The sequence below is a fragment of the Nonomuraea sp. NPDC050383 genome, from assembly GCF_044459125.1.
GTDB lineage: Bacteria > Actinomycetota > Actinomycetes > Streptosporangiales > Streptosporangiaceae > Nonomuraea.
The window spans coordinates 18,089-40,523 of sequence record NZ_JBITIP010000015.1 but is presented as its reverse complement, the minus strand read 5'-3'; the positions used below and the strand labels follow the sequence as shown (position 1 = coordinate 40,523).

The following is a 22,435-nucleotide window of genomic DNA, read 5'->3' as shown; positions in this document are numbered from 1 at the left end:
CTCAGCCCCGTCTGGCGGGCATTTCCAGGATGGTACGCAACTGGTAGCGGTCGGCGCGGTAGGTCGAGACGCCCAGCTCGGCGCAGACGCCGCCGGCGAAGGACCTGCGCTGGAGCAGGAGCACGGCGCCGCCGCGCGGCAGCTTGAGCAGGTCGGCGTCGCTCGGGTCGGCGATGCCCCCGTCGATGGTCAGCTCGCCCGCGTCCATGACGAGGCCGTAGCGGCTCTCCAGGAGCTCGTACAGCGACTTGCCGGACAGGTCCAGGTCGCCGAGGCCGGGGGCGAGGCGGACGGGGATGTGCGCGCGCTCGATGGACAGCGGCTCGCCGTCGGCGGTGCGCAGGCGCTCGATGAAGTGGACCTCCTCGCCCGGCTGGATGCCCAGCTCCTTGGCCAGGTGGGCGCTGGCGCGCACGATCCGCCGGTCGAGGTCGCGGGAGCCGGGCTCCATGCCGCGGGCGCGCATGTCGTCGCTGAACGAGGTGAGCTGGAGGGCCAGCTCGATCTTGGGGCGGGCGACGAACGTGCCCTTGCCGGGCACGCGGTGCAGCCGCCCCTCGGACACCAGGTGGTCCACCGCCTGCCGGACGGTCATGCGGGACAGGCCGAAGCGCTGGCAGAGCTCCCGCTCGGACGGGATGGCCGCGCCGATGCTCAGCTCGTCGCTGTCGATGAGGTCCAGCAGGATCTCGCGCAGCTGGAAGTACTTGGGCACCGGGCTGTCCGGATCGATGTGGGCCACGGATCCTCCCCTCGATCTGACCTGGGCAATGGGCTATGGTTCGTACTGGTCTAGTCCGGACTAGACCACATGTCGCAAAACAGGGTCAAGTCCGAACGGTAACGATTGCGAGCGTGAGATGACCAGCAAGATGCGCAGCGAGATCGCCGAGCAACCCGCGGCGCTGAGGGCCACGCTCGACTCCCTGCTCCCCCGGGTCGGCGAGGTGCGGGCGCTGGGTGAGCGGACCCGCCAGCTGCTGTTCATCGCCCGCGGCACGTCGGACAACGCCGCAGTCTACGGCCGCTACCTCATCGAGTCGCGCGCGGGGAGGCTGGCCGCGCTCGCCGCGCCGTCCATCGCGACGACGTACCGCCGCAGGCTGGACCTGGACGGCGTGCTGGCCGTGGCGATCTCCCAGTCCGGCCGTACGGAGGAGATCGTGGAGACGCTGGCCTGGGCGAGCGACTGCGGCGCGAAGACCGTCGGCATCACCAACGGCGGTCCGGACAGCCCGCTCGCGCAGGCGGCCGACCTGGCGTTGTGCACGCTCGCCGGGGAGGAGAAGGCCGTCCCGGCCACGAAGACCTACACCACGCAGCTCGCCGCGCTGGCCGTGCTCGCGCTCGGCCTCGGCGCCGAGGTGGACGAGAAGGACCTCCAGCGGGTGCCGGACGCCGTCGAGGGGCTCATCGACGCGCCCGGCGACCTGGACGCCGTCGTCGAGGGCCTGGCCGACAAGCACGGCGCGGTCGTCTCGGCCCGCGGCCTGGCCTTCTCCACCGCCCTGGAGACCGCGCTCAAGCTCAAGGAGGCGTGCTACCTGCACGCCATGGGCCTGTCGTACGCCGACCTGCTGCACGGCCCGATCGCGGTCGTGGACGCCGAGACCCCCGCGCTGCTCCTCGCCGCGGAGAACAGCCCCACGCTGGCCGGGACCGTCGCCCTGGCCGAGCGGGTCGTCGCGGCCGGCGCGCCCGCGTTCACGATCGGCGGCGGGCGGGCGCTCGCCGCGGCCGGAACCGCCTCCCTCAACGGCCCGGACCTGCCGGAGTGGGTCGCGCCGATGGGGCTGATCGTCCCCGGTCAGCTCCTGACCGAGGCCCTGGCCCGCCGGCTCGGCGTCGACCCCGACGCCCCCCGCGGCCTCAACAAGGTGACGCAGACCGACTGAGCGGGACGGCGGTCACGGACGGTCGTCTAGCCTTGGTCGGACGGTAAGGAGGAGGACGGATGGCGGCGGATGCGAGCGCGATCATCGCCGGGCTCGGCGGTGCCGGGAACATCATCGACATCGAGCCCTGCATCACCCGGCTGCGGACCGAGGTGCGCGACGCGTCCAAGGTCGACCGAGCCGCCCTCAAGGCGGCGGGCGCCCACGCCGTGATGGCGGCCGGCAACGTGGTCCAGGTCGTCGTCGGCCCGGAGGCCGACACGATCGCCAGCGACATCGAGGACCTCATCGGCTAGAGGGCGAGACCATGACGACTGTTCTCGCCCCTGTCCAGGGGTCGGCGGTGGAGTTGGCGGCCGTCCCCGATCCGGTGTTCTCCGCTGGGATGGTGGGTCCCGGAGCGGCGATCGACCCGCTGAGGGAGCCCGGCAAGGCCGTGGCTCCCATATCGGGGAGAATCATGAAACTGCACCCGCACGCCTACGTGATCGTCGGTGACGACGGCAGAGGCGTGCTGGTACATCTCGGCATCGACACGGTGCAGCTCAAGGGCGAGGGGTTCGAGCTCCTCGCGGCGGAGGGCGACCGGGTCAGCGCCGGGCAGCCCGTCGTGGCCTGGGACCCGGCCGCGATCGAGGCGGGCGGGCGGTCGCCGGTCTGCCCGGTCGTCGCCCTCGACGCGGACGCCGGCTCGGTCAGCGGCGTCGCGGCGGGAACCGTCCGGGTAGGGGAGGAGTTGTTCCGTTGGCTCTGACCCGTCTGGTCTGACCGGGCGGTGATGACCCGCGTGGCTTCGCGCCTTTTCCGGCATCGATGATGGTAGGAGGTCCAGCACGGTCTGGACCGGCACAGGACGAAGGAGTTTTTCATGCCTGAACGCAAGGTCACCGTGGTGGCGGAGGTGGGACTGCACGCCCGCCCGGCGGCCACGTTCGTGCGGGCGGCGGTCAAGGCGCCCATGGACGTCTCGATCGCCAAGCCGGGCCGCGACCCGGTCAACGCCAAGAGCATCCTGCAGATCCTCGCGCTGGACGTGCAGCAGGACGAGGTGGTCGTGATCAAGGCCGAGGGCGACGGCGCCGACACCGTCCTGGACGAGCTCGCGAAGATCGCCGGATCGCCATGAGCCTGGCGGGGGCGGGAGTGAGCCCGGGCGCCGGACACGGGCCCGCGTACATCCTGACGGCGTCCGTCCCGGAACCCCCCGAGGACTCCGCCCACACGGGCGACGCGGACGCCGAGAAGGAGCGCGCCCTGGCGGCCCTCCACCAGGTGGCGGGCGAGCTGGAGTCGCGGGCGGACCGGCTGGAGGCCGACCCCGACGCTCCAGGGCGCGAGGGTGCCGACATCCTGCGGGCGCAGGCGCTCATGGCCGCCGATCCCGGGCTGGCCGTGGGGGTGGAGGCGCTCGTCGACGAGGGGGTCGCCGCGCCGCGGGCGATCTTCTCCGCCTTCGCGAAGTACCGGGCGGCGCTGGCGGGCGCCGGAGGCTACCTGGGAGAGCGGGTGGCGGACCTCGACGACGTCCGCGACCGCGCGATCGCCCGGCTCACCGGACACCCCCTGCCGGGCCTGCCCAGCGAGCCGGCCCCGCCCGCCGAGCCCGGCGGAGCGCCCCGGCCGTACGTGCTGATCGCGCGCGACCTCGCCCCCGCCGACACCGCGCTGCTGTCGAGAGCCGTCGTCGCCGCGTTCGTCACGGAGAAGGGCGGGCCGACCAGCCACACCGCGATCCTCGCCCGCGCGATGGGCGTGCCCGCCGTCGTCGGCTGCGCCGGCGCGACCGCGATCCCGCCCGGCACGACCGTTCTGGTCGACGGGACCTCCGGCGAGGTACGGCCCGACCCGACCGGCGAGGAGCTGGCCAGGGTCGCGGGCGCCGCCCGGGCCCGCCGGGCGGCCGTGGAGCGGGCGGGCGAGGCCGGCCGGACCCGTGACGGCCACCCCGTGCCGCTGCTCGCCAACATCGGCGGCCCCGGCGACCTGGACGCCGCCCTGCACCACGGGGCGGAGGGCGTGGGTCTCTACCGGACCGAGTTCCTCTTCCTGGGCAGGAGGCAGGCGCCGCCGGCCGAGGAGCAGGAGCGGGCCTACCGGGCGGCGCTGGCGGCCTTTCCCGGCCGCACGGTGGTGGCCCGGACGCTCGACGCCGGCGCCGACAAGCCGCTGGCCTTCCTGCCGCCTCCCGCCGAGGAGCCGAACCCGGCGCTGGGGGAGCGCGGCCTGCGGCTGCTGCGCAGGTTCGGGGACGTCCTGGACGTCCAGCTCGGGGCGCTCGCCAGGGCCGCCGCCTCCGAGACGGCCGAGCTCCAGGTCATGGCGCCCATGGTGGCCACGGCCGAGGAGGCCGCGTGGTTCGCGGAGGCGTGCCGGGCCAGGGGGCTGCCCCGGGCGGGAGTGATGATCGAGGTGCCGGCGGCGGCGCTGCGGGCCGCGAGTCTGGCCGCCGAGGTGGACTTCCTGTCGATCGGCACCAACGACCTCGCGCAGTACGCGTTCGCCGCGGACCGGGAGCTCGGCACGCTGGGCGACCTCCAGGACCCGTGGCAGCCCGCCCTCCTCGACCTCGTCCACCTCACCGCCGCCGGCGCGTCGGGGGCGGGACGGCCGTGCGGCGTCTGCGGGGAGGCGGCGGCCGATCCGGCCCTGGCCTGTGTGCTGGTGGGGCTCGGGGTCACGTCGTTGTCCATGGGGGCCGCCGCGCTGCCGGCCGTGCGGGCGGGGCTGGGGGAGCACACGCTGGACCAGTGCCGGCGGGCGGCCGAGGCGGCCCGCGCGGCCATGACCCCGTCTCGGGCCCGCACCGCAGCCCGCGCCGAGCTCCCGGCCCTCACCGCCCTCGGCCTGTGACCGGACGGCCTCGTGACCTGCGGCTTGTGACTCGCGGTGGCGCGCCGGGCCCGTCCACCGCGGGCGGCCGGTAGCCGCGCGCGGCGCCGAGGAGGCCGTGGCGTGGATACGGTTGGAGGCATGTCTGGACGGATCGGCATGGCAGGGCTGCTCGTGTTCGCGTTGACGGCGTGCGGGGGAGGTGGCACGGCGGGGGCGACACCGGGCACCCGCGCCGCCGCCCCACCCGCCACGCCCGCCTCCCCTGCGGCCTCCCCCACGGCCACCGCCCCGGCCGGTGAGGACACCCCGGCGAGCACGTCCGAAGCCTCCGCGCCGAGCCGCGTCCCCGCCGCGAGCGGCGACGTGCGCCGGGTGCTGGCCCGGATGAGCGCGGAGGAGAAGGTCGGCCAGCTCTTCATGCCCGTCCTGTACGGCACGGCCGCCGGCACGGTGTCCGGCGAGAACCAGGCCAGGTACGGCGCCCAGACCCCGGCCAAGGTCATCGCCAGGTACCACCTCGGCGGTGTCATCCTCTTCCCCGCCAACATCAAGAGCGTCTCGCAGGTCGTCGCCCTCACCAACGGCCTGCAGGCCGCGTCCCCGCGCGTGCCGCTGATCATCGGCACCGACCAGGAGAACGGCCTGGTGTCCCGGATGGGCGCGCTGATGACGACGTTCCCGGGCGCCTCCACCGTGGGCGCCACCCGGGACCCGGCGCGGGCGCGGGCCGTCGCCAAGGCGACCGGCGAGGAACTGCGCGCCGTCGGCGTCAACCTGGACTTCGCCCCCGTCGCGGACGTCAACATCAACCCGGACAACCCCGTCATCGGCCGGCGGGCCTACGGCAACGAGCCGGCGAAGGTCGCCACGATGGTCTCGGCCGCGGTCAAGGGCTTCGGCGACGCCGGGGTGGCCGCCACCGCCAAGCACTTCCCCGGCCACGGCGACACCGACGTCGACAGCCACACCGGGCTCCCGGTGATCAAGCACACGCGCGCGCAGTGGGAGCGGATCGACGCGCCGCCGTTCAGGGCGGCCATCGCGGCCGGGGTGGACGCGGTGATGAGCGCGCACATCGTGTTCCCGAAGCTCGACCCGTCGGGCGACCCCGCGACGCTGTCCAAGCCCATCCTGACCGGGCTGCTGCGGGAGAAGCTCGGCTTCAAGGGCGTGATCTCCACCGACGCGCTCAACATGGAGGGCGTGCGCAAGAAGTACGGCGACGGCGAGGTGGCCGTGCGCGCCGTGCTGGCCGGTGCCGACCTGCTGCTCATGCCCAACGACCTGCCCAAGGCGTACGACGCGGTGCTGTCCGCCGTGAAGTCGGGACGGATCAGCCGCGCCCGGCTCGACCAGTCCGTGACGCGGCTGCTGACCCTGCGGCAGGCCCGTGGCTTCCTGCGCGCGGCGCCGCGGGCCTCGGCGGCCGAGGCGGCCGGCGTGCTGCGCTCGGCCGAGCACCGCCGCCTGGCCGCCCGTGTCGCCCGCGAGGGCGGGTGACCGTCCCAGGGATCAGTGCTCGCCGTGCAGCCCGCTCGCGACGAAGATCGCGGCCAGGAGGGTGAACAGGAAAGCCTGCAGGCACTGGATGAAGATCTCGAAGGCGGTCATCACGATCGTCATGGCCACGGCCAGCACCCCGAGGCCGGACCCGAGCGGCGTGAGTTTCTCGAACAGGAACCAGAAGCCCACCGAGCTGAAGAAGGCCAGGATGAGGTGGCCGGCGAACATGTTCGCGAACACCCGGACGAAATGGGTGAACAACGAGGTGACGAAGACCTCGGCGAGGATGAGCGGCGCGTACAGGCCGTAGGCCCAGCGGGGCAGACCCGGCAGGTGCACGATGCCCCGCAGGTAGCCCCGGACGCCGTGGTGCCGCACACCGAGGTAGAGCTTGACCGCGTACACGCTGACCGCGATCACGAGCGGGAACGAGATGCGCGCCGTCACGGGGAACTGGACGAGCGGCACGATGCCCATGAGGTTCCAGATCAGCACGGTCAGGAACACGCTGAACAGCAGCCCCATCCACCGGTCGGCGTCCTTGCCCAGCGCGGGCCGCGCAATCTGGTCGCGGACGAAGTGGTAGGCCAGCTCGCCGACCCCCTGGAAGCCCCTGGGCACGATCGACGGCCGGGCGAAGGCGGCCCGGCAGAGGGCGATGACGGTGAGGACGCTCAGCACGGCGACGAGCACCGGCTTGGTGAACCACGAGGGGCCGCCGGAGATGATCGGAGCGAACTCGAACAGCTCCGGTCCGGGGGCGTGGAAGTCGTCAGGGGAGGTCATCAGGATCGTCGTCCGCACGGCGGTCCCTTCTCTGTTCGACCAGAACGGAACCTCACGATAACCAGGTAATTCGGTGATCCTTTATCCGGGAATAGTGCCCATCATCGCCACACGTGCGACGCTCTACGCTTGGAGCGGGAGCAGGAGCGGTCCGAGGAGGCGGTGTGGTAGCGGGTGTTCTGATCGACTGGGGCGGGGTGCTGACCACCAGCATGTCCGACTCCATCGCGAAGTGGATCGCGGCCGACCGCATCGACCACGACCACTATCACGCGGTCATGAGCGAGATGGTGCACCGGGCGTACGGCGACGCGGAGGAGGAGACGGTCGTCCACGCGCTGGAGCGCGGCGAGCTGGACGGCTCCGCCTTCGAGCGTGACCTGGCCGCCCGGCTGCTGACCCTCGACGGGGTGCCGCCGGAGGCGGAGGGCCTGCTGGAGCGGATGTTCGTCGGCTTCGAGCGCGCCGAGGCCATGTACGACATGCTGCGCGCGGTCAAGCGGCACGGGCTGCGCACGTGCCTGCTGTCCAACTCGTGGTCCAACACCTACCCGCGCGACGACTGGGACGAGATCTTCGACGCTGTCGTGATCTCCGGCGAGGTCGGCATGCGCAAGCCGGAGCCCCGCATCTTCCGGCACGCCCTCGACCTGCTGGCGCTGCCGGGCGAGTCGTGCGTGTTCATCGACGACATCGAGGCCAACATCGCCGCGGCCCGCGCCCTCGGCATCCACGGCATCCACCACCGCGACCCCGAGACGACCATCGCGTCCCTCGAGTCGCTCCTCCAGATCCCCCTCCGACCGGCATGATGGTGCCCTCGCACCCTGCCGACCGGTGCCTTCGCACGCTCTGAAAGGTTCCTGATGCGCGTCTACCTGCCGTGCACGCTGCCCGCCCTCGCCCGCGCGGTGGAGGCGGGCGAGCTGGGCCCGGCCCCGCTGACCGGTTACGCGGTGACGCCCGCGCTGATCGAGTGGTACGCCTCGGGCGACACCGAGGAGCTCGAGTACGTCGCGCTCACCGAGGCCGCCCGCGCCTCCCTGAGGCTGCTGGCCGCGGACCGCCCCGCCGAGCCCGTGAAGCCCGGGGACGAGCCGCCGGCAGGCGACGAGCCGCGGCCCGAGAAGGACGAGGACGGCCACGCGTGGGCGCCGCGGCGGGTGGTGGTGGCCGCCGAGGTGCCCGACGACACGCTGAAGGCCGGCGCCGACCTGGAGGAGCGGGCCACGGTGCGGCTGACGCGGCCGGTGCCGATGTCCAAGGTCGCCGCGGTGCACGTGGACGACCTGTACGCCGTGCCCGACATCGGGGCGGCCGTCGAAGCGCTGCCCGCCTCCGACGCGGGCGACGACGACGCCCGCTTCACCGTGGACGGCGCCGAGGCGCACGAGCTCATGTGGTACGCCACGCAGGAGATCCCGCACCTGCTCCGAGAAGATCATTAGGGACATGTTAAATACCGGGTAAAGTGCCTTGACCCTTTCTTGATCGGACTGGCTAAGATCACAGGCTGGACTTGTCCGTGACAGAAGGAGTCGGTTCTGTGAAGCTTCGAGCAGTGGTGACCGCGGTGGGCGCGCTGGCCACAGCCCTCATCGTGACGTCCCCCGCCCAGGCGGCCTCCGCCCGCGGGTACGACCACAAGGACCCCTACCAGACCGGGTGCGGCAACTCCGCCCGCACCGTCCGCACCGGGAACATCAACAGCCAGCTTGACGGCAAGATCGGCACCGTCATGCTCAAGTACTCGTTCCGGTGCAAGACCAACTGGGTCGAGATCAGCACGATCACCGCCGGCTACGGCTCGATCACCGTCCAGAACGCCAGGGGCACGGTGGACACCTTCCAGTTCAAGAAGGGCAACGGCGGCCGCCACTGGGGCAACATGGTGAACGGCAACAACATCTGCGCCTGGGGCAGCGCCAGCGTGAAGTGGGGCAGCGGCATGGGCGGCCAGCGCGGTTCCGGCGGCACCGGCCAGGCCTGCAAGTAGCAGCCTGCCCCCGTACGGGCGTAGCCGCGGTCCAGTGGGCCGCGGCCCGTCCGTTCACCGGGATGTCACCGCCGGCCGCTAGTCTGGAACGGCCATGACGAAGCACATCATCTGGGACTGGAACGGCACGCTCTTCCACGACATCGACGCCGTCGTCGGAGCGACCAACGAGGTCTTCAGCTCCTACCAGCTGCCCCCTCTCACCGCCGACGGCTTCCGCGCCGTCTACACCCGGCCCATCTGGCTGGCCTACGAGCGGCTGCTGGGCCGCCCGCTGACCGAGGGCGAGTGGGAGACGCTCGACACCGGTTTCCACGAGCACTACTTCCGGCTGAGCGTGGCCTGCGGCCTGGCCGAGGGCGCGCTGGCCACGCTGGCGAGCTGGACGGGCACGCAGTCGCTGTGCTCGATGGCCCCCCACTCCCACCTGGTGCCGATCGTCGAGTCGTTCGGCATCACCGGTCACTTCACCCGGGTGGACGGGCTGGTCGGGGTCACCGGCGGCGAGAAGGCCGAGCACATGGCGGCCCACATCGAGGCGCTCGACGTGGAGCCAGGCCAGGTGCTGGTGATCGGCGACAGCGTCGACGACGGCATCGCCGCCCGCCACGTGGGGGCGCGGGCCGTCCTCTACACGGGCGGCATGACCTCGCGGGCGGACCTGGAGGCCACGGGCCTGCCGGTCGTCGACACCCTGGCCCAGGCCCTCGACCACATCTGACGGCCGCCGGGTTCGGGAGCCACGCCGGTTCCCCGGCCGTACCCTTGCAGGGTCCCCCCAGGAGGCCGCCATCAACCGCCTAGTGCTCTGGAACATCGACCTGACCCTGGTCGACGTCGCCATCGTCACCCGTGACGCCTACGCCGAGGCGTTCCGCGCCGTGACCGGCCGCCCGCTCGTCAAGCTCGCCCCGGCGCTGGGCCGCCCCGACTCCGAGATCGTCTTCGAGACCCTCGCCGTCAACGGCGTCGTGGCCGAGGACGCCCACCTGCCCAAGTTCCTCGCGGCGCTGGCCTCGGCCTTCGCCGACCGGCGCGGCCGGCTGCCGAAGGAGGGCCGGGCGATGCCCGGGGCCAAGGACGCGCTCAAGGCCGTGGCCCGGCTCGACGGCGTGGTCCAGTCCGTGCTGACCGGCACGATCAAGGGCAACGCCGTCCTGAAGCTGAAGGCGTTCGGCCTGGACAAGCACATCGACTTCGACCTCGGCGGCTACGGCGAGGAGGCCTACCCGAAGGCGACGCTGCTCCAGGTCGCGCAGGGGCGGGCCAGGCAGCGGCTCGGCACGCCGTTCACGGCCGCCAACACGGTGGTCATCGGCGACTCGGCGCGCGACGTCCAGGCCGCCCGGATCGGCGGCGCGGCGATGATCGCGGTGGCCTCGGGCCGCTCGACCACGGCCGAGCTGCGCGAGGCCGGGGCCGACATCGTGCTGCCCGACCTGTCCGACGCCGCCGAGGTGGTGGCCGCCGTCGCCCGCCTCACCACCCCGGCGTGACGCTCAGGCGAGCGCCTTGAGGAAGCGGGCCGCGACCGGGGCGGCGACGGCCGACCCCGCTCCGGCGCCCTCCACGATCACCGCGAACGCCAGGTCGCCGCGGTAGCCGACGAACCACGAGTGCGCGGGCGGCTCCTTGCCCGAGCCGTACTCCGCCGTGCCGGTCTTGCCGGCCGTGCCCTCCGGGAAGCTGACGTCGTGCGCCGTGCCGTCGGTCACGACGGCCGGCATGAGGTCGCGCAGCGCCCGCACGACGTTCTGCTCCAGAGGACGGGGCCGGAGCGTGTGGTCCGGCATCCGTTCCTCCGGGACCAGCCGGGGCGGCCACCAGGCGCCGGCGGCGACGGCCGCGGCGACGGAGGCCATGTTGAGCGGGCTGGCCAGCACCCGGCCCTGCCCGATGGCGGCGGAGGCGAGGTCCGTGTCGTCCTTCGGCGCCGGGAACTCCGCCTTCACGGCCGGCACGCCCGGCGTGATCGCCGCGCCGAACCCGAAGTCGGCGGCCACCTTGGCGAGCCGGTCGGCGCCGAGCCGGTCCACCGTCATCGCGCCGAAGGTGGTGTTGCACGAGTGGGCGAAGGCGTCGCGGAAGGGCAGCGTGCCGTAGTCCTTGAAGCCGGCGTTGTGGAAGGGGAAGCCGCCGATGTTCTGCTCGGCGGGGCAGTTCACCTGCGCGTCGGGCTTCGCGCCGTCCGCGACCAATGCGGAGGCGGTGACGACCTTGAACGTGGACCCGGGCGGGTACTTGCCGAGCAGCGCCCGGTTGAAGCCGCCGGGCTTGTTGACCACGGCGAGGATCTCGCCGGTGGAGGGCCGCAGCGCGACCAGCGAGGCCGGCTTGTCCACGCCCTCCAGCGCCCGGGCGCCCGCCCGGTGCACCTTGAGGTCGAGCGTGGTCTTCAGCGACTCCTTCCCCGTGGCCTTGACGAGGGTCTCGACCGGCTCATCACCCTCGTAGAGCTCGATCGTGCTCTCCTTGTACGGGGCGAACCAGTCCGGGTACGTCTGCTTCAGACCCTCGACGAGCTGCTGCACGGAGCCGGGCGTGCCCGGGGTGTCGATGCGCTCGCCGTCGGCGGCCAGGACGTGCGCCGGCTCGCCCGGCCGGGTGATCGTCCGCAGCGACCTGCCCTTCCCGAGCAGGCGGTGGATGGTGGCCGGGCTCCAGGCGACCTTCCACGTGCCGCCGCGCTCGACGAGCTTGAGCTCACCGTCGTAGTCCCAGTCCTTCACTCCTTGGAGCCCGGCGTCGAAGGACACGGTCCCGTCGTCCCCCACGCTCTGGGAGAAGACCCCGTTCGGTACGTCGCGGTGGAAGGAGGCGCGCTCGGCCTGGAGATCGGTGAGGAACCGCCGGTGCCAGTCCTCGAAGTCGGCGGGCGGGTCGGCGACGAGGCGGCGCATCGCCGCGTAGTCCTGCGCCGACCACGCGTTCAGGTAGGCGTCGGCGGTCTGCTCCGGCGAGCCCTCGGTGCGCAGCGCCCAGAGCGTGCCGCCGGCCGCGAGCGCCGGGACGAGAAGTGCCGCGGTGATCCACGGCCACCTGCGCCGCCTGCGCGGCCGTGGGCTCTCCTCTCTGAGATGGGCGTACATTGTCCCCGTTGGTGGTGCCATGAGGTGAGAAGACCAGAATGACCTGCGCCCTGTCCAATACTGATATGGGCGAAGAAGTCATATGAGTTCAGATATAGTTGCTGCTCATGGACCTCGTCCGGCACCTTCGCTACTTCATCGTGGTAGCGGAGGAACTCCACTTCGGCAACGCCGCGATCCGGCTCGGCATGGCACAGCCGCCGCTCAGCCAGCGGATCAAGCGCCTGGAGGAGGAGCTCGGCGTGCGGCTGTTCGACCGCTCCGCCCGGCAGGTCCGGCTCACCGAGCCCGGCAGGCTGCTGCTCGGCGAGGCCCGCGAGATCGTCGCCCGGGTCGACCGGCTGCGTGAGCTGGCCCGCCACGGCCAGGGCGCCGTGCTGCGCGTCGGCGTCCCGCCCGACCTCGCGCCCGCCGTGATCGCCGGGCTCGTCGCCGGCTTCCGGGAGAGCCACCCCGGGATACGGCTCGCGCCCGCCGAGATCTGGACGGCCGAGCAGGTGGCCGCGCTGGCCGAGGGCGCCATCGACGTCGGCATCGTGCGCCACCCCGTCACCGCGCCCGGCCTGCTGTTCGGCCCGGCCCTGGTGCAGCCGCAGGGTGTGCTGCTGGCCGAGGAGGACTCGCTGGCCCGGGGCGGCGAGCTGCACCTGGCCGACCTGGCCGGCCGCGAGCTGCTGATGCCGCCCCGCGAGGGCGAGCCGGGCGTCCACGCGGAGGTGCTGGCCGAATGCCGCCGCCAGGGGTACGTGCCGCCGCAGGTCCACGAGGGCGCCGGGCTGGGCCTCGTGCTCGCCGGCGCGGCCGTCGCGTTCGGGCCGCGGGCGGAGCTGCCGGGGCTGGCCTGGCGCCCGCTGCTAGGCTCGCCGATCGCCGGTCGGGTCTCCACAGCCTGGCGGGCCGAGAGCGAAGCGGTCGCCGCGTTCTCCGCGATGGCCGTACGAACCCTGAAGGAGCGCGCCGGGATGGTGGACGAGGGCGCGGCGCCCGTGCGGCGGGTCAGCCGGCGGCCGGGAGTGCTGGCATGAGCGGGCCGGACTTCGGCGGCGTGTTCCGCGCGGCGGGCGTCACCGGCTGGCTGCACGCGACAGACATCGACACCGGCAGGCAGGTGGGGCACGGCTCCGACGACCCGGTGCCGACGGCGTCGGTGTTCAAGGTGCCGCTGCTGGTCGCCTTCTGCCGGCAGGCCGACGCCGGGCTGCTCGACCCGGCCGCGCCGGTGACCGTGCGGGCGGGCGAGCGGGTCTTCGGGCCCACGGGGCTGTCGGCCATGCTGGACGACGTCACGATGTCGCTGCGGGACCTCGCCTACCTGATGATCGCGGTCAGCGACAACACCGCCGCGGACGTGCTGTCGGAGCAGGTGGGGTTCGAGGCGATCAACGCCATGCTGGCCGGGTTCGGGCTGACGGGCACCCGGGTCCGGCAGAAGGCGGCCGACCTCTACGCGAGCATGGCCGAGGACGCCGGCCACAACTGGCCGTACCTCGACCTGGAGGAGATCGACCGGCTGCGCGTGCTCGACCCGCGGCGCACCAACCGCAGCACGCCGCGCGAGATGGCCACGCTGTTCGGGCTCATCTGGCGGGACGAGGCCGCCTCCCCCTCCTCCTGCGCCTGGATGCGGGCGGTGCTGAACAAGCAGGTGTGGCCGCACCGGCTGGCCTCCGGCTTCCCGTACGACGACGTGGACGTCAGCGGCAAGACCGGCACGCTGCCGACGCTGCGCAGCGAGGCGGGCGTGGTCGAGTACCCCGACGGCGGCCGGTACGCGGTGGCGGTGTTCACCCGGTCCTTCAGCCCCGCGGTCAACCAGCCGCGCGCCGACGCCGTGATCGGCACGGCCGCGCGTATGGCGGTGGACCACCTGAGGCGCTAGCTAGTTGTGTGGCGGATCGGGTATGACTTCCGGCCACACGGGCGACAGGATGGGGCACATGGTTGTTGAAGGGGCACTTCTCTGGGAGCCGACCGAAGAGATCGTCAAGCAGGCCAAGCTCACCCGGTACCTGGAGTGGCTCGGCCGGGCGGGGGCGGGCTACGAGGAGGTGTGGCGGTGGTCCGTCGAGCGTCCGGAGGACTTCTGGACGTCGATCTGGGACCACTTCGAGGTCGTCGGCGAGCGTGGTGACGGGCCCGTCGTCTCCGGGACGATGCCGGGCGCCGAATGGTTCACCGGAAGCAGCCTCAACTACGCGGAGAACGCGCTGCGCCACTCCGGGGGCACGGCCGTGGTGTTCGTCTCGGAGGACGGCGCCCGCCAGGAGATCGGCCACGAGGAGCTGCGCGAGGAGGTCGCCCGCGTCCGGGCCGGCCTGGTGCGCCTCGGCGTCGGCCGCGGCGACCGCGTAGCCGCCTACCTGCCGAACATCCCGCAGGCGCTCGTCGCCTTCCTCGCCACCGCCTCCCTCGGCGCGATCTGGTCGGCCGGCTCGCCCGACTTCGGGGTGGCGAGCATCGTCGACCGGTTCAAGCAGATCGAGCCCAAGGTCCTGATCGCGGTCGACGGCTACCGCTACAACGGCAAGGCCTACGACCGCTCGGCCGCGGTGAACGAGATCGCCGCCGCGCTGCCGTCGCTGCGCGCCACCGTGTGGATCCCGTACCTGTCGGCGGCGGCCGAGGGCCTGCCGCCTCAGCAGGCCGAGCCCGCCCCCGGGCCGGCGCGGTCGCTCCCGCACGGCGAGGTGATCGGCTGGGAGGGGCTGCGCTCGGAGAGCGGCCCGCTGGAGTTCGAGCGGGTGCCGTTCGGCCACCCGCTGTGGATCCTCTACTCCAGCGGCACCACCGGTCTGCCCAAGCCCATCGTCCACGGGCACGGCGGCGTGGTGCTGGAGCACCTGAAGTCCCTCTCCTTCCACCAGGACCTCGGCGAGGGGGACGTGTTCTTCTGGTACACCACCACGGGCTGGATGATGTGGAACTACCTCGTCGGCGCCCTGCTGGTGGGGGCCGTCCCGGTGCTGTACGACGGCTCGGCCGCGCATCCCTCACCCGCCACCCTGTGGCGGATCGCCGCCTCGGAGGGCGTCACCTACTTCGGGGTGGGCGCGCCGTACATCATGGCCTCCCTCAAGGCGGGTCTCCACCCCGAGGGGCTGGAGCGGCTGCGCGGCGTCGGCTCGACCGGCTCGCCGCTGCCGCCGGAGGGCTTCGCCTGGGTGCACGAGGAGCTGCCGGGCGTGCCGATCGGCTCGTTCTCGGGCGGCACGGACGTGTGCACCGGCTTCGTCGGCGCCACCGTGCTGCACCCCATCCGGGCGGGCGTCATCCCGTGCCGCTCGCTGGGCGCCGCCGTGGACGCCTACGACCCCGAGGGCCGGCCGGTCGTCGGCGAGGTGGGGGAGCTGGTGCTCACCCGGCCGATGCCGTCGATGCCGGTCATGTTCTGGAACGACCCCGAGGGCGAGCGCTACCGCGAGAGCTACTTCGACGTCTACCCCGGCGTCTGGCGGCACGGCGACTGGATCAAGATCGACGCCGACGGGAGCTGCGTCATCTACGGCCGCTCCGACTCCACCCTCAACCGGGGCGGCGTCCGGATGGGCACGAGCGAGTTCTACCGGGTGGTCGAGCGGTTCGAGGACATCGCCGACAGCCTGGTCATCGACACCGGCGTGCTCGGCCAGGAGGGCAGGCTGCTGCTGTACGTGACCCTGGCCGAGGGGGCCGAGCTGACCGACGAGCTGACGCGCGCCCTGTGCATGGCGCTGCGCGACGAGCTGTCGCCCCGGCACGTGCCCAACGAGATCCGGGCGGTCCCCGGGATCCCGCGCACCCTGTCGGGCAAGAAGCTGGAGGTGCCGGTCCGCAGAATCCTCCTCGGCACCCCCGTCGAGCAGGCCGCCAACCCCGACGCCATGGCCAACCCGGAGGTCCTGGAGCACTTCAGGCTAGACCCCCTGAGGGAGCCGGAACAGGCGTGACGGATCGTAGGCGGCCTTGACCTGGGCCAGGCGGGCGGCGTTCGCCCCGTAGTACGCGGTACGCCAGTTCCTCAGGTCCGGGTCGATGTAGTTGACGTAGGCGTGCTCGCCGAAGTGCGGGGCCATGGCGCTCTGGATCCGGCGCAGCCAGGCGCGGTCGTTGCCCTCCTGGTAGTACTGCACGCTGTACAGCGCCGCCCGGTGGGGGAAGGCCGTCGCGTCGGGCCGTACCCGGGCGACGGCGCCGCCCATGGCGTCGAACAGCACCGAGTGCGGCCCGGGGCGGCTCACCTCGGCCACCAGCGCCCGCACCCCGTCGGGGGTGAGCGGCCGGTAGGCCAGGTGTGACTTGGCGGCGAAGGCGGCCCGGCCCAGCCGCCCGTGCGGCGAGGGGTGGCACTGGTCCACGGTCAGCGACGAGCACCCGCCCATCACCTTCATCGCCTGGAGGTACGAGGTCCGGTAGACGGTGCGGGACGCCGGGCGGCCGATCCGGGCCACGACGGGGGCGAGCAGCCGGTCCAGCTCGGCCTTGCCGCCCAGGTGCACCCCGGTGATCCGCACCTCCGGCCCGCCCGGGTCGCGCGTGAGGTGCAGCGTGGACCACAGCTCGTCGGGCGCGGCGGGCGCCCACTCCTGCCAGGCCGCCAGCGCGGCCGCCGCCTTCGCCCAGGTCCAGCGCAGGAAGAACACGTTCAGGTCGCTCGTCGCGTGGGTGCGGAACGTGAACGACACGGCGACGCCGAAGTTGCCGCCGCCACCGCCCCGGCACGCCCAGAACAGGTCGGGGTGGTTCCGCTCGTCGCAGTCCAGCACCCGGCCGTCGGCCGTCACGATCCGTACGGACTCCAGCGTGTCGCAGGTCAGGCCGTACTTCCTGGACAGCACGCCGATGCCGCCGCCCAGCGCGAGGCCGCCCACCCCGACCGTGGGGCAGGTGCCCGCCGGGACGCCCACCCTGTGCCGGGCCAGCGTGGAGTACACGTCGATCAGCTTGGCCCCGGCCCCCACCGTCGCCCGGCCGTCCGCGTAGCCGACCTTGTTCATCCGGGAGACGTCCACGACCAGGCCGGTGCCGGTGGACCAGCCCGCGTAGGAGTGGCCGCCGGAGCGGGCGGTGACCGGCAGCCCGTTCGCGCGGACGAACGCCAGGCAGCGCGCGACGTCGGCCGGCCCGGCGCAGTAGGCGACGCCGCGCGGCCTGATCCGGTCGAAGACCGGGTTGAACAGGCGGCGGGCCGAGCCGTAGCCGGAGTCGCCGGGCAGCACCAGCGTGCCCGACAGGCCGCGCCGCAGTTTCGCCCAGTCCGGCGCCCGGGTGTGCTCGGTGGAGAGCACGGGAGCCAGCACAGGGGCGAGCGCCGCGGTGCGGAGGAAGTGGCGGCGGTCCATGGTCGGCTCCCAGCGGTCATCGTCGGTACATCCGGTGAGATGCCGCCGTGGACGTGCGGGTTCATCACGATCTGATGTATGCGCGCAGGACACGCCCGTCGCAGGCGCACGCGGGGAGCCCGCGGGCCCGCCGGAGCCCCTCCCGGCGGGCCCGGGGCCGCTCAGCCTGTGCGCGCCATCGACGACTCGGCCAGGCGCAGCGCCAGGGCGGGACACATGTCGACCGCGCGGCGCGCATCCTTCGCCATCCAGCCCGGCACGGTCCGGAACGACGGGAAGCCGTACTCGTCCAGCTCCACGAACTCCGGCAGCAGGTGCGCGCACAGCCCGTGCCCCTGGCAGCGGGTCCAGTCCACGTCCAGCCGGTACTCCGGCTCCACCTCCTGCTCCGGCAGTGGCAGCACGCCGAGCACCGGCCGGCCGCACGAGCCGAACTCCAGGTGCAGCGCGATGTCGCTCTCGAACGCGTCCAGCGCCGACAGCACGAACTTGGCCGTGCCGTCCGGGTGGAAGCACGCGCCCCGCCGCTCGACGGCCCGCACCGCCCGGCGCACGGCGTCGGTCGAGCCGGTCCCGTCCGCCAGCGCGAGGAGCTGCCGGGCGACGTCCGGCAGGCCCAGCCGGCACGGGCCGCACTGGCCGGCCGACTGCGCGGCCAGGTAGGCGGCCACCCGGGCCGCCTCGCCCAGCGGGCAGGTCGCCTCGCCCAGCGGCACGATGATCCCCGCCCCGAGGTCGGCGCCGGCCTGCTTCATGCCCTCGCGGGAGATGACCGCCGAAACGGCCGCCTGGGGCGTCAGGAAGGCGCCGTGGTAGCCGCCCATCAGCACGCCCTCGCCCGGCTCGGCGTCGCACAGGTCGAGCACGTCGGCCAGCAGCGTGCCCGTCTGCGCCTCGATGACCACGTTGGTCGCGGCGCCGCCGCTGACCGTGAGCAGCACGGTCCCCGGCTCCTTGCTGGTGCCCACCTCGGCGTACTTCTCCGGGCCAAGCTCGGCGAGCAGGGCGAGCTGGGCGAAGGTCTCGGTGTTGGACAGCAGGGTAGGCAGGCCGTCCACGCCGCTCGTCGCGGCCCGCTTCTTGCGGCCCGGCGGGATGCCCTCCAGGCCGTTCACGGCGCGGACGAGTGCCCCGCCCTCGCCGGAGATGAACCGCTCCTCGATCCCGACCACGCGGATCGGGATGTGGCTCTCGGTCGCGCCCGCGACCTTGGCGGCGCGCCGCTCGGCCACGGCGGCGGCGATGGAGGACTCGGCCACCTCGCCGCGGACGGTGGCGACGATCACCTCGCGGGCGTTCAGCGCCTCGGCGGCCAGCACGGCGCCGTCGAGGACGAGATGAGGGGCGCGGATGAGCAGCATCGCGTCCTTCGAGCTGGCCGGCTCGCCCTCGGCGCCGTTGACCAGCACCACGCTCTCGCGGGAGCCGGCGGCGTCGGCGACGGCGCGCAGCTTGCGGCCGAAGGGGAAGGCGGCGCCGCCCCGGCCGCGCATGTCGACCTCGTTCACCTCCGCGATGAGGGTCTCCACGTCGCGGGGGGCGGGCTCGCCGTGCAGCGTGCGGTGCGCCGGCAGGTCGAGCCGCCTGGTGTGGTCCAGCCCGGCGGTCAGCCGGGCGGGGCCCAGCCGCAGCACATCCGGTGCTCGGTGCGGGATCACAACGTCTCCTGGATGGTCGTCTCCTGGGGGGCGAGGAGAGAGATCTCCTTGGTGATGCGGAGGTCCCCGGGAGCGGGGGTCTCCTGAAAGACGGGGAGCCCCGTGGGAGCGGGGGTCTCCTGGGAGGCGCGGGGCGGGATCATCCCGCCTCCCTGTACTTCCGCCGTGCGGCGGCCAGGCTGACCGGGGCGTCGACCTCCTTCAGGCGGCGAGCCGCGGGCGCGTCGGAGACCGCGGGAGTGGGCACGAGCTCGGGCCGTACCGCCGGGCGCAGGACCGTGGCCAGCACCCGGACGAGCAGTGCCGACCCGACCGCCGCCAGGCAGGCCGAGTACGACCAGGTGACCCAGGCCGCGGCGTTGCGGCCGGCGGTCAGCCCGTGCAGGATGGCCACCGGCCAGGCCAGGTAGGCGCCGGCGTGCATCGTCCGCCACATCCACGGCTTGCCCGTCACCGCGAAGCGTCCCCGGATGACGCCCGTCACCACGACCGCGATCATGAGGTTGGAGGCGAGGGCGCCGAAGCCCACCCAGACACCGGCCACGGGGATCACGGCCGCGGCCGGCGGGACGTGGCCGAGGCTGACCATGAGGCCGATGTGGGTGAACATGTAACCCATGCCGATCGCGGCGGTGGCCCGGTGTGCGAACTGGGCCCTGACGCGGTTCGACGGGGAGAGGAAGACGCGCTCGGTCGTCAGCAGGCCGAGCCCGACGGTGGCGGTCAGCAGCACCAGGGCGAAGACCCCGGCGTAGAACTCGAGGAAGCTCACCCCCTGACCGAACACGGACATGCCGCGGTCGGTCCTGGTCAGGGCGAAGGCCGACAGGGCCAGCGCCATGATGGCCGCGCTCAAGCCGAGCCGGACGTTCCTGGTGTCCAGCTTGGCCGGCGCGTGCCGAGGGTGTCGTCTGTGGAGCATTCTTTCCCTCCAAGGTCAGTTGAGGGTGCGCCTCGGGAGGGTCCGGGCCGTTCTGATCTTTCGCCGTCCACCCAGATCGCCCGTCCGGCGCCCGCCGGCCCGTGACCGCCGCTCCGGCTCGCCGCCGCGCCCGGCCCGGGGAGGCGGGCTCGTGCGCGGTACGGCGGGAGGGCGGTGTCGGGTGGCGGGGCCGGCGGGCGACCCGGTGGATGGCGCGTGATCAGGTCAGCAGCGGCGGCCCCGGTTGATGCAGTCGACCACGAAGGACATCAGCCGGTCGGGCATGACGTTGGCGAAGTCCGCGTGGTCGGTGATGGGGTTGTGCTGCTGTTCGGGGAAGGCGTCCACGGCGAACGAGGGACCCTGCGGAACGCTGTAGGAGAGGGTCATCCGCAGCTGCGGAACAGCCTTCATACCTCCGGGGCAGGCACCGCTCTGGTCAGGGAAGACCACGTGCGTGCGGTGGTTGGCGCTGTCGGTGTTCTGCCCGTCCCAGCAACTCGGGAAGTCCAGAATACGCAGCACCTGACTACCCCGCGGGCAAAGCGGATATTTCGTGGTGATTCGGTTCTGGAAGCCGGTGCAGCTCCAGGCCGCGCGGGCGTTGGCCCCGCCGTTCGTGGCCGCCTTGGCGTCACCGGTGATCAGCCGCAGGAACCGCGGCATGGCCGTCACCCGGGACGTCGGGTTGCCGCGGAACTGGAGCGTCACCGAGCGGGCACGCAGCACCTGGCCGACGTTGCCGTCCGGGTCGTTGACGTTCACGTCCACCTTGCGGTCGCGGAGCACCGGCCAGAAGTACGTCGACTTGTCGCCGAACCGGCACGTCGTTCCCGCCGCCGAGAGGCTCTCGTCGGTCGAGAACCCGTTCGTGGACACGTTGCCCACGTAGTCGTGCAGGTGGTGGGCGCCGTTCGACACGCCCGGCGCGACGATGAAGTTGTCCGGGTTGTTGTGCCCGTTGCGGTTGGTGCCGCACGCGGAGACGAACGTGCCACGCGAACCGCCCCGGCCGCCACGAGGCGGGTCGATCGAGGTCTGCTGGACCTGGCGGATGTCGACGAAGTCGGTCAGGAACGGGCCCAGGTCGGCGCACTCCGCCTCGCCGCCGCCGGTGGCGGTGGGGGACGGCGTGGCGGTGGGCCGCCGGGTCGGCTGCTGCTGGTTGCCCCGGCCGCGCCGGCGGAACAGCGGGTTCGCCGACTGGGTGGGCTGGGCCGCCTGCTGGTCGTCCTGGTCCTGGCCGTTCTGGTCGGCCTGCTGGTCGCCCTGGTCCTGCTGCCCTTGGTCCTGCTGGTCTTGGTCCTGGCCGTTCGGGTCGGGCGCCGGGGAGAGCGCACCGCCGCCGTCGCCCTGCTGGTCGGTGTTCTGCTGCTGGTCGCCGTTGCGCTGGTTCGTGTTCTGCTGCCGACCGTCGGGGGGCTGGTTGGCCTGGTCCTGGTTGTTCTGGTCCTGGTTGTTCTGGTCCTGACCCTGGTCCTGCCGGCCTTGGTCCTGGTTGCCCTGGTCCTGCTGGCCTTGATCTTGCTGACCTTGGTCCTGGTTGTCCTGGTCCTGGCCGTCCGGCGCCTGCGTGGGCTGGCCCTGGCGCTGGGCCCTCGTCGTCGTCTGCTCCTGGTGGCCCTGCTCTGCGGGGTCGCAGTGGTCGGCGAGCGCCGGGCTGACGCTGAAGACGGCCGCGGACACCAGACCGCCGGCCACCACGGCCAGGGCGGACATGGCCGCGGCCATGCGTCTCGACTTACTCATGGTTGTCTCCTCGTTTCGACCGCCGCGGGGGCGGGTGGAGTGGCCGAGGGGGTCGGGGGCTCGGGCAGCTCGTCGAAGTCGACCAGGCCGGTGGACTCCAGCAGCGTCATGTGCTTCATGACCACGTTCACCGCCTGCTGGGTGAACTTGCGCACCTCGCCGTTCCGGGTCCCGGATCGGACGCCCGCCACGACGGTGAAGACCTTCCCGTGCGCCGCGCGCAGCAGGTTGGCGAAGTCCCGGTCGAAGGCGGGGCCGTTCTCGGCCGCCAGTTGAGCCATCCAGCTCTGCTGGTCGGGATTGGGCTGGTCGGGCAGCGGCACGCCCAGCTTGGCCGCGAGCCGGCGGGTGACCACGTCCAGCTTGGTGTGGTCCTCCACCAGATGCATGCCGACGTCCTTGACCCGATCGGACCCCGCGCGTTCCTGCGCGTACCGTCCGACGGGTATCTCCCAGAGCCCTGCCTGCCGTACCTTGACCAGGAGGTCGCGGTCGGCCGGCCCCAGCGGGCCGGAGGGCAGCACCGTCCACTCGGCGGACACGGGCGCGGCCGACGATGGCATGACCAGGAAAATCGTCGCCACCGCGGCCACGGCGAAGCCGCCGAACATGAGGACCTCACCGCGTAGAAGCCTGTGCATGACCGGAGGTACGCGGAGCCTCCAGGACCGGTTCACTCATAACGGC

At 72.8% G+C, this 22,435-nt stretch carries 23 protein-coding genes; 14 read left to right on the top strand and 9 right to left on the bottom strand.

What is annotated here, in order from left to right; genetic code table 11:
• Nucleotide 1: 1 nt before the first annotated feature.
• Entirely contained in the window at nt 2-742 is a 741-nt protein-coding gene (locus ACIBG4_RS31145; protein WP_310715752.1) for a GntR family transcriptional regulator, read from the bottom strand.
• 118 nt (nt 743-860) lie between these two features.
• Between ACIBG4_RS31145 and ACIBG4_RS31140 the strand changes: the two genes are divergently transcribed.
• From ACIBG4_RS31140 to nagZ, 6 genes are all read left to right on the top strand, one after another.
• Nucleotides 861-1,895 (top strand): SIS domain-containing protein, encoded by a 1,035-nt coding sequence (locus ACIBG4_RS31140; RefSeq protein WP_397204838.1) that lies wholly within the window; start codon nt 861-863, stop codon nt 1,893-1,895.
• 59 nt (nt 1,896-1,954) lie between these two features.
• Nucleotides 1,955-2,191, top strand: a complete 237-nt coding sequence (locus tag ACIBG4_RS31135; RefSeq protein WP_310715748.1) for a glucose PTS transporter subunit EIIB — start codon at nt 1,955-1,957, stop codon at nt 2,189-2,191.
• An 11-nt stretch (nt 2,192-2,202) separates the two neighbouring features.
• Nucleotides 2,203-2,649, top strand: a complete 447-nt coding sequence (locus tag ACIBG4_RS31130) for a PTS glucose transporter subunit IIA (protein WP_397204837.1) — start codon at nt 2,203-2,205, stop codon at nt 2,647-2,649.
• Nucleotides 2,650-2,763: 114 nt separating this feature from the next.
• A complete protein-coding gene (locus tag ACIBG4_RS31125) occupies nt 2,764-3,021 on the top strand; it encodes an HPr family phosphocarrier protein (protein ID WP_397204836.1) in 258 nt (85 codons plus the stop codon).
• The gene (gene ptsP, locus ACIBG4_RS31120; protein WP_397204835.1) at nt 3,018-4,745 is read left to right on the top strand and encodes a phosphoenolpyruvate--protein phosphotransferase; all 1,728 of its coding nucleotides are present in this window, start codon (nt 3,018-3,020) and stop codon (nt 4,743-4,745) included. Before ACIBG4_RS31125 ends, ptsP begins: the two co-directional genes overlap by 4 nt.
• Nucleotides 4,746-4,865: 120 nt before the next feature.
• A complete protein-coding gene (gene nagZ / locus ACIBG4_RS31115) occupies nt 4,866-6,227 on the top strand; it encodes a beta-N-acetylhexosaminidase (RefSeq protein WP_397204834.1) in 1,362 nt (453 codons plus the stop codon).
• Nucleotides 6,228-6,239: 12 nt separating this feature from the next.
• Here the strand turns inward: nagZ and ACIBG4_RS31110 are convergent, their stop codons facing one another.
• Nucleotides 6,240-7,034, bottom strand: a complete 795-nt coding sequence (locus ACIBG4_RS31110) for a F0F1 ATP synthase subunit A (protein WP_397204833.1) — start codon at nt 7,032-7,034, stop codon at nt 6,240-6,242.
• Between the two features lie 146 nt (nt 7,035-7,180).
• Here ACIBG4_RS31110 and ACIBG4_RS31105 point away from each other — a divergent pair, with 146 nt between their 5' ends.
• The 5 genes from ACIBG4_RS31105 (at nt 7,181) to ACIBG4_RS31085 (ending at nt 10,508) form a co-directional block, all read left to right on the top strand.
• A complete protein-coding gene (locus ACIBG4_RS31105) occupies nt 7,181-7,828 on the top strand; it encodes an HAD family hydrolase (RefSeq protein ID WP_397204832.1) in 648 nt (215 codons plus the stop codon).
• Between the two features lie 54 nt (nt 7,829-7,882).
• Nucleotides 7,883-8,464 carry a DUF6912 family protein gene (locus ACIBG4_RS31100; protein WP_397204831.1) on the top strand — a complete coding sequence of 194 codons (582 nt, stop codon included), beginning with the start codon at nt 7,883-7,885 and terminating at the stop codon, nt 8,462-8,464.
• Between the two features lie 98 nt (nt 8,465-8,562).
• Nucleotides 8,563-9,012, top strand: a complete 450-nt coding sequence (locus ACIBG4_RS31095; protein ID WP_397204830.1) for a DUF2690 domain-containing protein — start codon at nt 8,563-8,565, stop codon at nt 9,010-9,012.
• A 94-nt stretch (nt 9,013-9,106) separates the two neighbouring features.
• Entirely contained in the window at nt 9,107-9,733 is a 627-nt protein-coding gene (locus ACIBG4_RS31090) for an HAD family hydrolase (RefSeq protein WP_310715733.1), read from the top strand.
• Nucleotides 9,734-9,815: 82 nt separating this feature from the next.
• Entirely contained in the window at nt 9,816-10,508 is a 693-nt protein-coding gene (locus ACIBG4_RS31085) for a haloacid dehalogenase-like hydrolase (protein ID WP_310715731.1), read from the top strand.
• Between the two features lie 3 nt (nt 10,509-10,511).
• On the opposite strand, the gene ACIBG4_RS31080 is transcribed toward ACIBG4_RS31085, so the two are convergent.
• Entirely contained in the window at nt 10,512-12,122 is a 1,611-nt protein-coding gene (locus ACIBG4_RS31080; protein WP_397204829.1) for a penicillin-binding transpeptidase domain-containing protein, read from the bottom strand.
• A gap of 86 nt (nt 12,123-12,208) precedes the next feature.
• On the opposite strand from ACIBG4_RS31080, the gene ACIBG4_RS31075 reads away from it, so the two are divergent.
• From ACIBG4_RS31075 to ACIBG4_RS31065, 3 genes are read left to right on the top strand one after another with little or no spacing between them, the layout of a single operon-like run.
• Entirely contained in the window at nt 12,209-13,126 is a 918-nt protein-coding gene (locus ACIBG4_RS31075; RefSeq protein WP_310715728.1) for a LysR substrate-binding domain-containing protein, read from the top strand.
• Nucleotides 13,123-13,980, top strand: coding sequence for a serine hydrolase (locus ACIBG4_RS31070; RefSeq protein ID WP_310715726.1), 858 nt, complete (start codon nt 13,123-13,125; stop codon nt 13,978-13,980). The genes ACIBG4_RS31075 and ACIBG4_RS31070 overlap by 4 nt, the downstream gene beginning before the upstream one ends.
• Nucleotides 13,981-14,038: 58 nt before the next feature.
• Complete coding sequence (locus tag ACIBG4_RS31065) at nt 14,039-16,027, top strand: acetoacetate--CoA ligase (RefSeq protein ID WP_397204828.1); 1,989 nt, start codon at nt 14,039-14,041, stop codon at nt 16,025-16,027.
• Here the strand turns inward: ACIBG4_RS31065 and ACIBG4_RS31060 are convergent.
• The 6 genes from ACIBG4_RS31060 to ACIBG4_RS31035 all read right to left on the bottom strand — a co-directional run bounded on the left by ACIBG4_RS31060 (nt 15,995) and on the right by ACIBG4_RS31035 (nt 22,389).
• Complete coding sequence (locus tag ACIBG4_RS31060; RefSeq protein WP_397204827.1) at nt 15,995-17,419, bottom strand: FAD-binding oxidoreductase; 1,425 nt, start codon at nt 17,417-17,419, stop codon at nt 15,995-15,997. The genes ACIBG4_RS31065 and ACIBG4_RS31060 overlap by 33 nt on opposite strands.
• A gap of 161 nt (nt 17,420-17,580) precedes the next feature.
• Nucleotides 17,581-19,077 (bottom strand): ferredoxin, encoded by a 1,497-nt coding sequence (locus ACIBG4_RS31055; protein ID WP_397204826.1) that lies wholly within the window; start codon nt 19,075-19,077, stop codon nt 17,581-17,583.
• On the bottom strand, nt 19,074-19,220 hold the full coding sequence (locus ACIBG4_RS31050) for a hypothetical protein (RefSeq protein ID WP_397204825.1): 147 nt from the start codon (nt 19,218-19,220) through the stop codon (nt 19,074-19,076). The genes ACIBG4_RS31055 and ACIBG4_RS31050 overlap by 4 nt, the downstream gene beginning before the upstream one ends.
• Entirely contained in the window at nt 19,217-19,999 is a 783-nt protein-coding gene (locus ACIBG4_RS31045) for a hypothetical protein (protein ID WP_397204824.1), read from the bottom strand. Before ACIBG4_RS31045 ends, ACIBG4_RS31050 begins: the two co-directional genes overlap by 4 nt.
• A 225-nt stretch (nt 20,000-20,224) precedes the next feature.
• Complete coding sequence (locus ACIBG4_RS31040) at nt 20,225-21,748, bottom strand: DUF1996 domain-containing protein (RefSeq protein WP_397204823.1); 1,524 nt, start codon at nt 21,746-21,748, stop codon at nt 20,225-20,227.
• Nucleotides 21,745-22,389 (bottom strand): DUF4142 domain-containing protein, encoded by a 645-nt coding sequence (locus ACIBG4_RS31035; protein ID WP_397204822.1) that lies wholly within the window; start codon nt 22,387-22,389, stop codon nt 21,745-21,747. Before ACIBG4_RS31035 ends, ACIBG4_RS31040 begins: the two co-directional genes overlap by 4 nt.
• Nucleotides 22,390-22,435 lie beyond the last annotated feature (46 nt).

Bases quoted from the DNA above. Each gene is read 5' to 3' on its own strand.
- nagZ (WP_397204834.1), top strand. From the start codon at position 4,866: ATGTCTGGACGGATCGGCATGGCAGGGCTGCTCGTGTTCGCGTTGACG.
- ptsP (WP_397204835.1), top strand. From the start codon at position 3,018: ATGAGCCTGGCGGGGGCGGGAGTGAGCCCGGGCGCCGGACACGGGCCC.
- ACIBG4_RS31100 (WP_397204831.1), top strand. From the start codon at position 7,883: ATGCGCGTCTACCTGCCGTGCACGCTGCCCGCCCTCGCCCGCGCGGTG.
- ACIBG4_RS31035 (WP_397204822.1), bottom strand. From the start codon at position 22,389: ATGCACAGGCTTCTACGCGGTGAGGTCCTCATGTTCGGCGGCTTCGCC.
- ACIBG4_RS31070 (WP_310715726.1), top strand. From the start codon at position 13,123: ATGAGCGGGCCGGACTTCGGCGGCGTGTTCCGCGCGGCGGGCGTCACC.
- ACIBG4_RS31045 (WP_397204824.1), bottom strand. From the start codon at position 19,999: ATGCTCCACAGACGACACCCTCGGCACGCGCCGGCCAAGCTGGACACC.
- ACIBG4_RS31050 (WP_397204825.1), bottom strand. From the start codon at position 19,220: ATGATCCCGCCCCGCGCCTCCCAGGAGACCCCCGCTCCCACGGGGCTC.
- ACIBG4_RS31130 (WP_397204837.1), top strand. From the start codon at position 2,203: ATGACGACTGTTCTCGCCCCTGTCCAGGGGTCGGCGGTGGAGTTGGCG.
- ACIBG4_RS31060 (WP_397204827.1), bottom strand. From the start codon at position 17,419: ATGGACCGCCGCCACTTCCTCCGCACCGCGGCGCTCGCCCCTGTGCTG.
- ACIBG4_RS31090 (WP_310715733.1), top strand. From the start codon at position 9,107: ATGACGAAGCACATCATCTGGGACTGGAACGGCACGCTCTTCCACGAC.
- ACIBG4_RS31065 (WP_397204828.1), top strand. From the start codon at position 14,039: ATGGTTGTTGAAGGGGCACTTCTCTGGGAGCCGACCGAAGAGATCGTC.
- ACIBG4_RS31140 (WP_397204838.1), top strand. From the start codon at position 861: ATGACCAGCAAGATGCGCAGCGAGATCGCCGAGCAACCCGCGGCGCTG.
- ACIBG4_RS31135 (WP_310715748.1), top strand. From the start codon at position 1,955: ATGGCGGCGGATGCGAGCGCGATCATCGCCGGGCTCGGCGGTGCCGGG.
- ACIBG4_RS31075 (WP_310715728.1), top strand. From the start codon at position 12,209: ATGGACCTCGTCCGGCACCTTCGCTACTTCATCGTGGTAGCGGAGGAA.
- ACIBG4_RS31040 (WP_397204823.1), bottom strand. From the start codon at position 21,748: ATGAGTAAGTCGAGACGCATGGCCGCGGCCATGTCCGCCCTGGCCGTG.
- ACIBG4_RS31125 (WP_397204836.1), top strand. From the start codon at position 2,764: ATGCCTGAACGCAAGGTCACCGTGGTGGCGGAGGTGGGACTGCACGCC.
- ACIBG4_RS31080 (WP_397204829.1), bottom strand. From the start codon at position 12,122: ATGGCACCACCAACGGGGACAATGTACGCCCATCTCAGAGAGGAGAGC.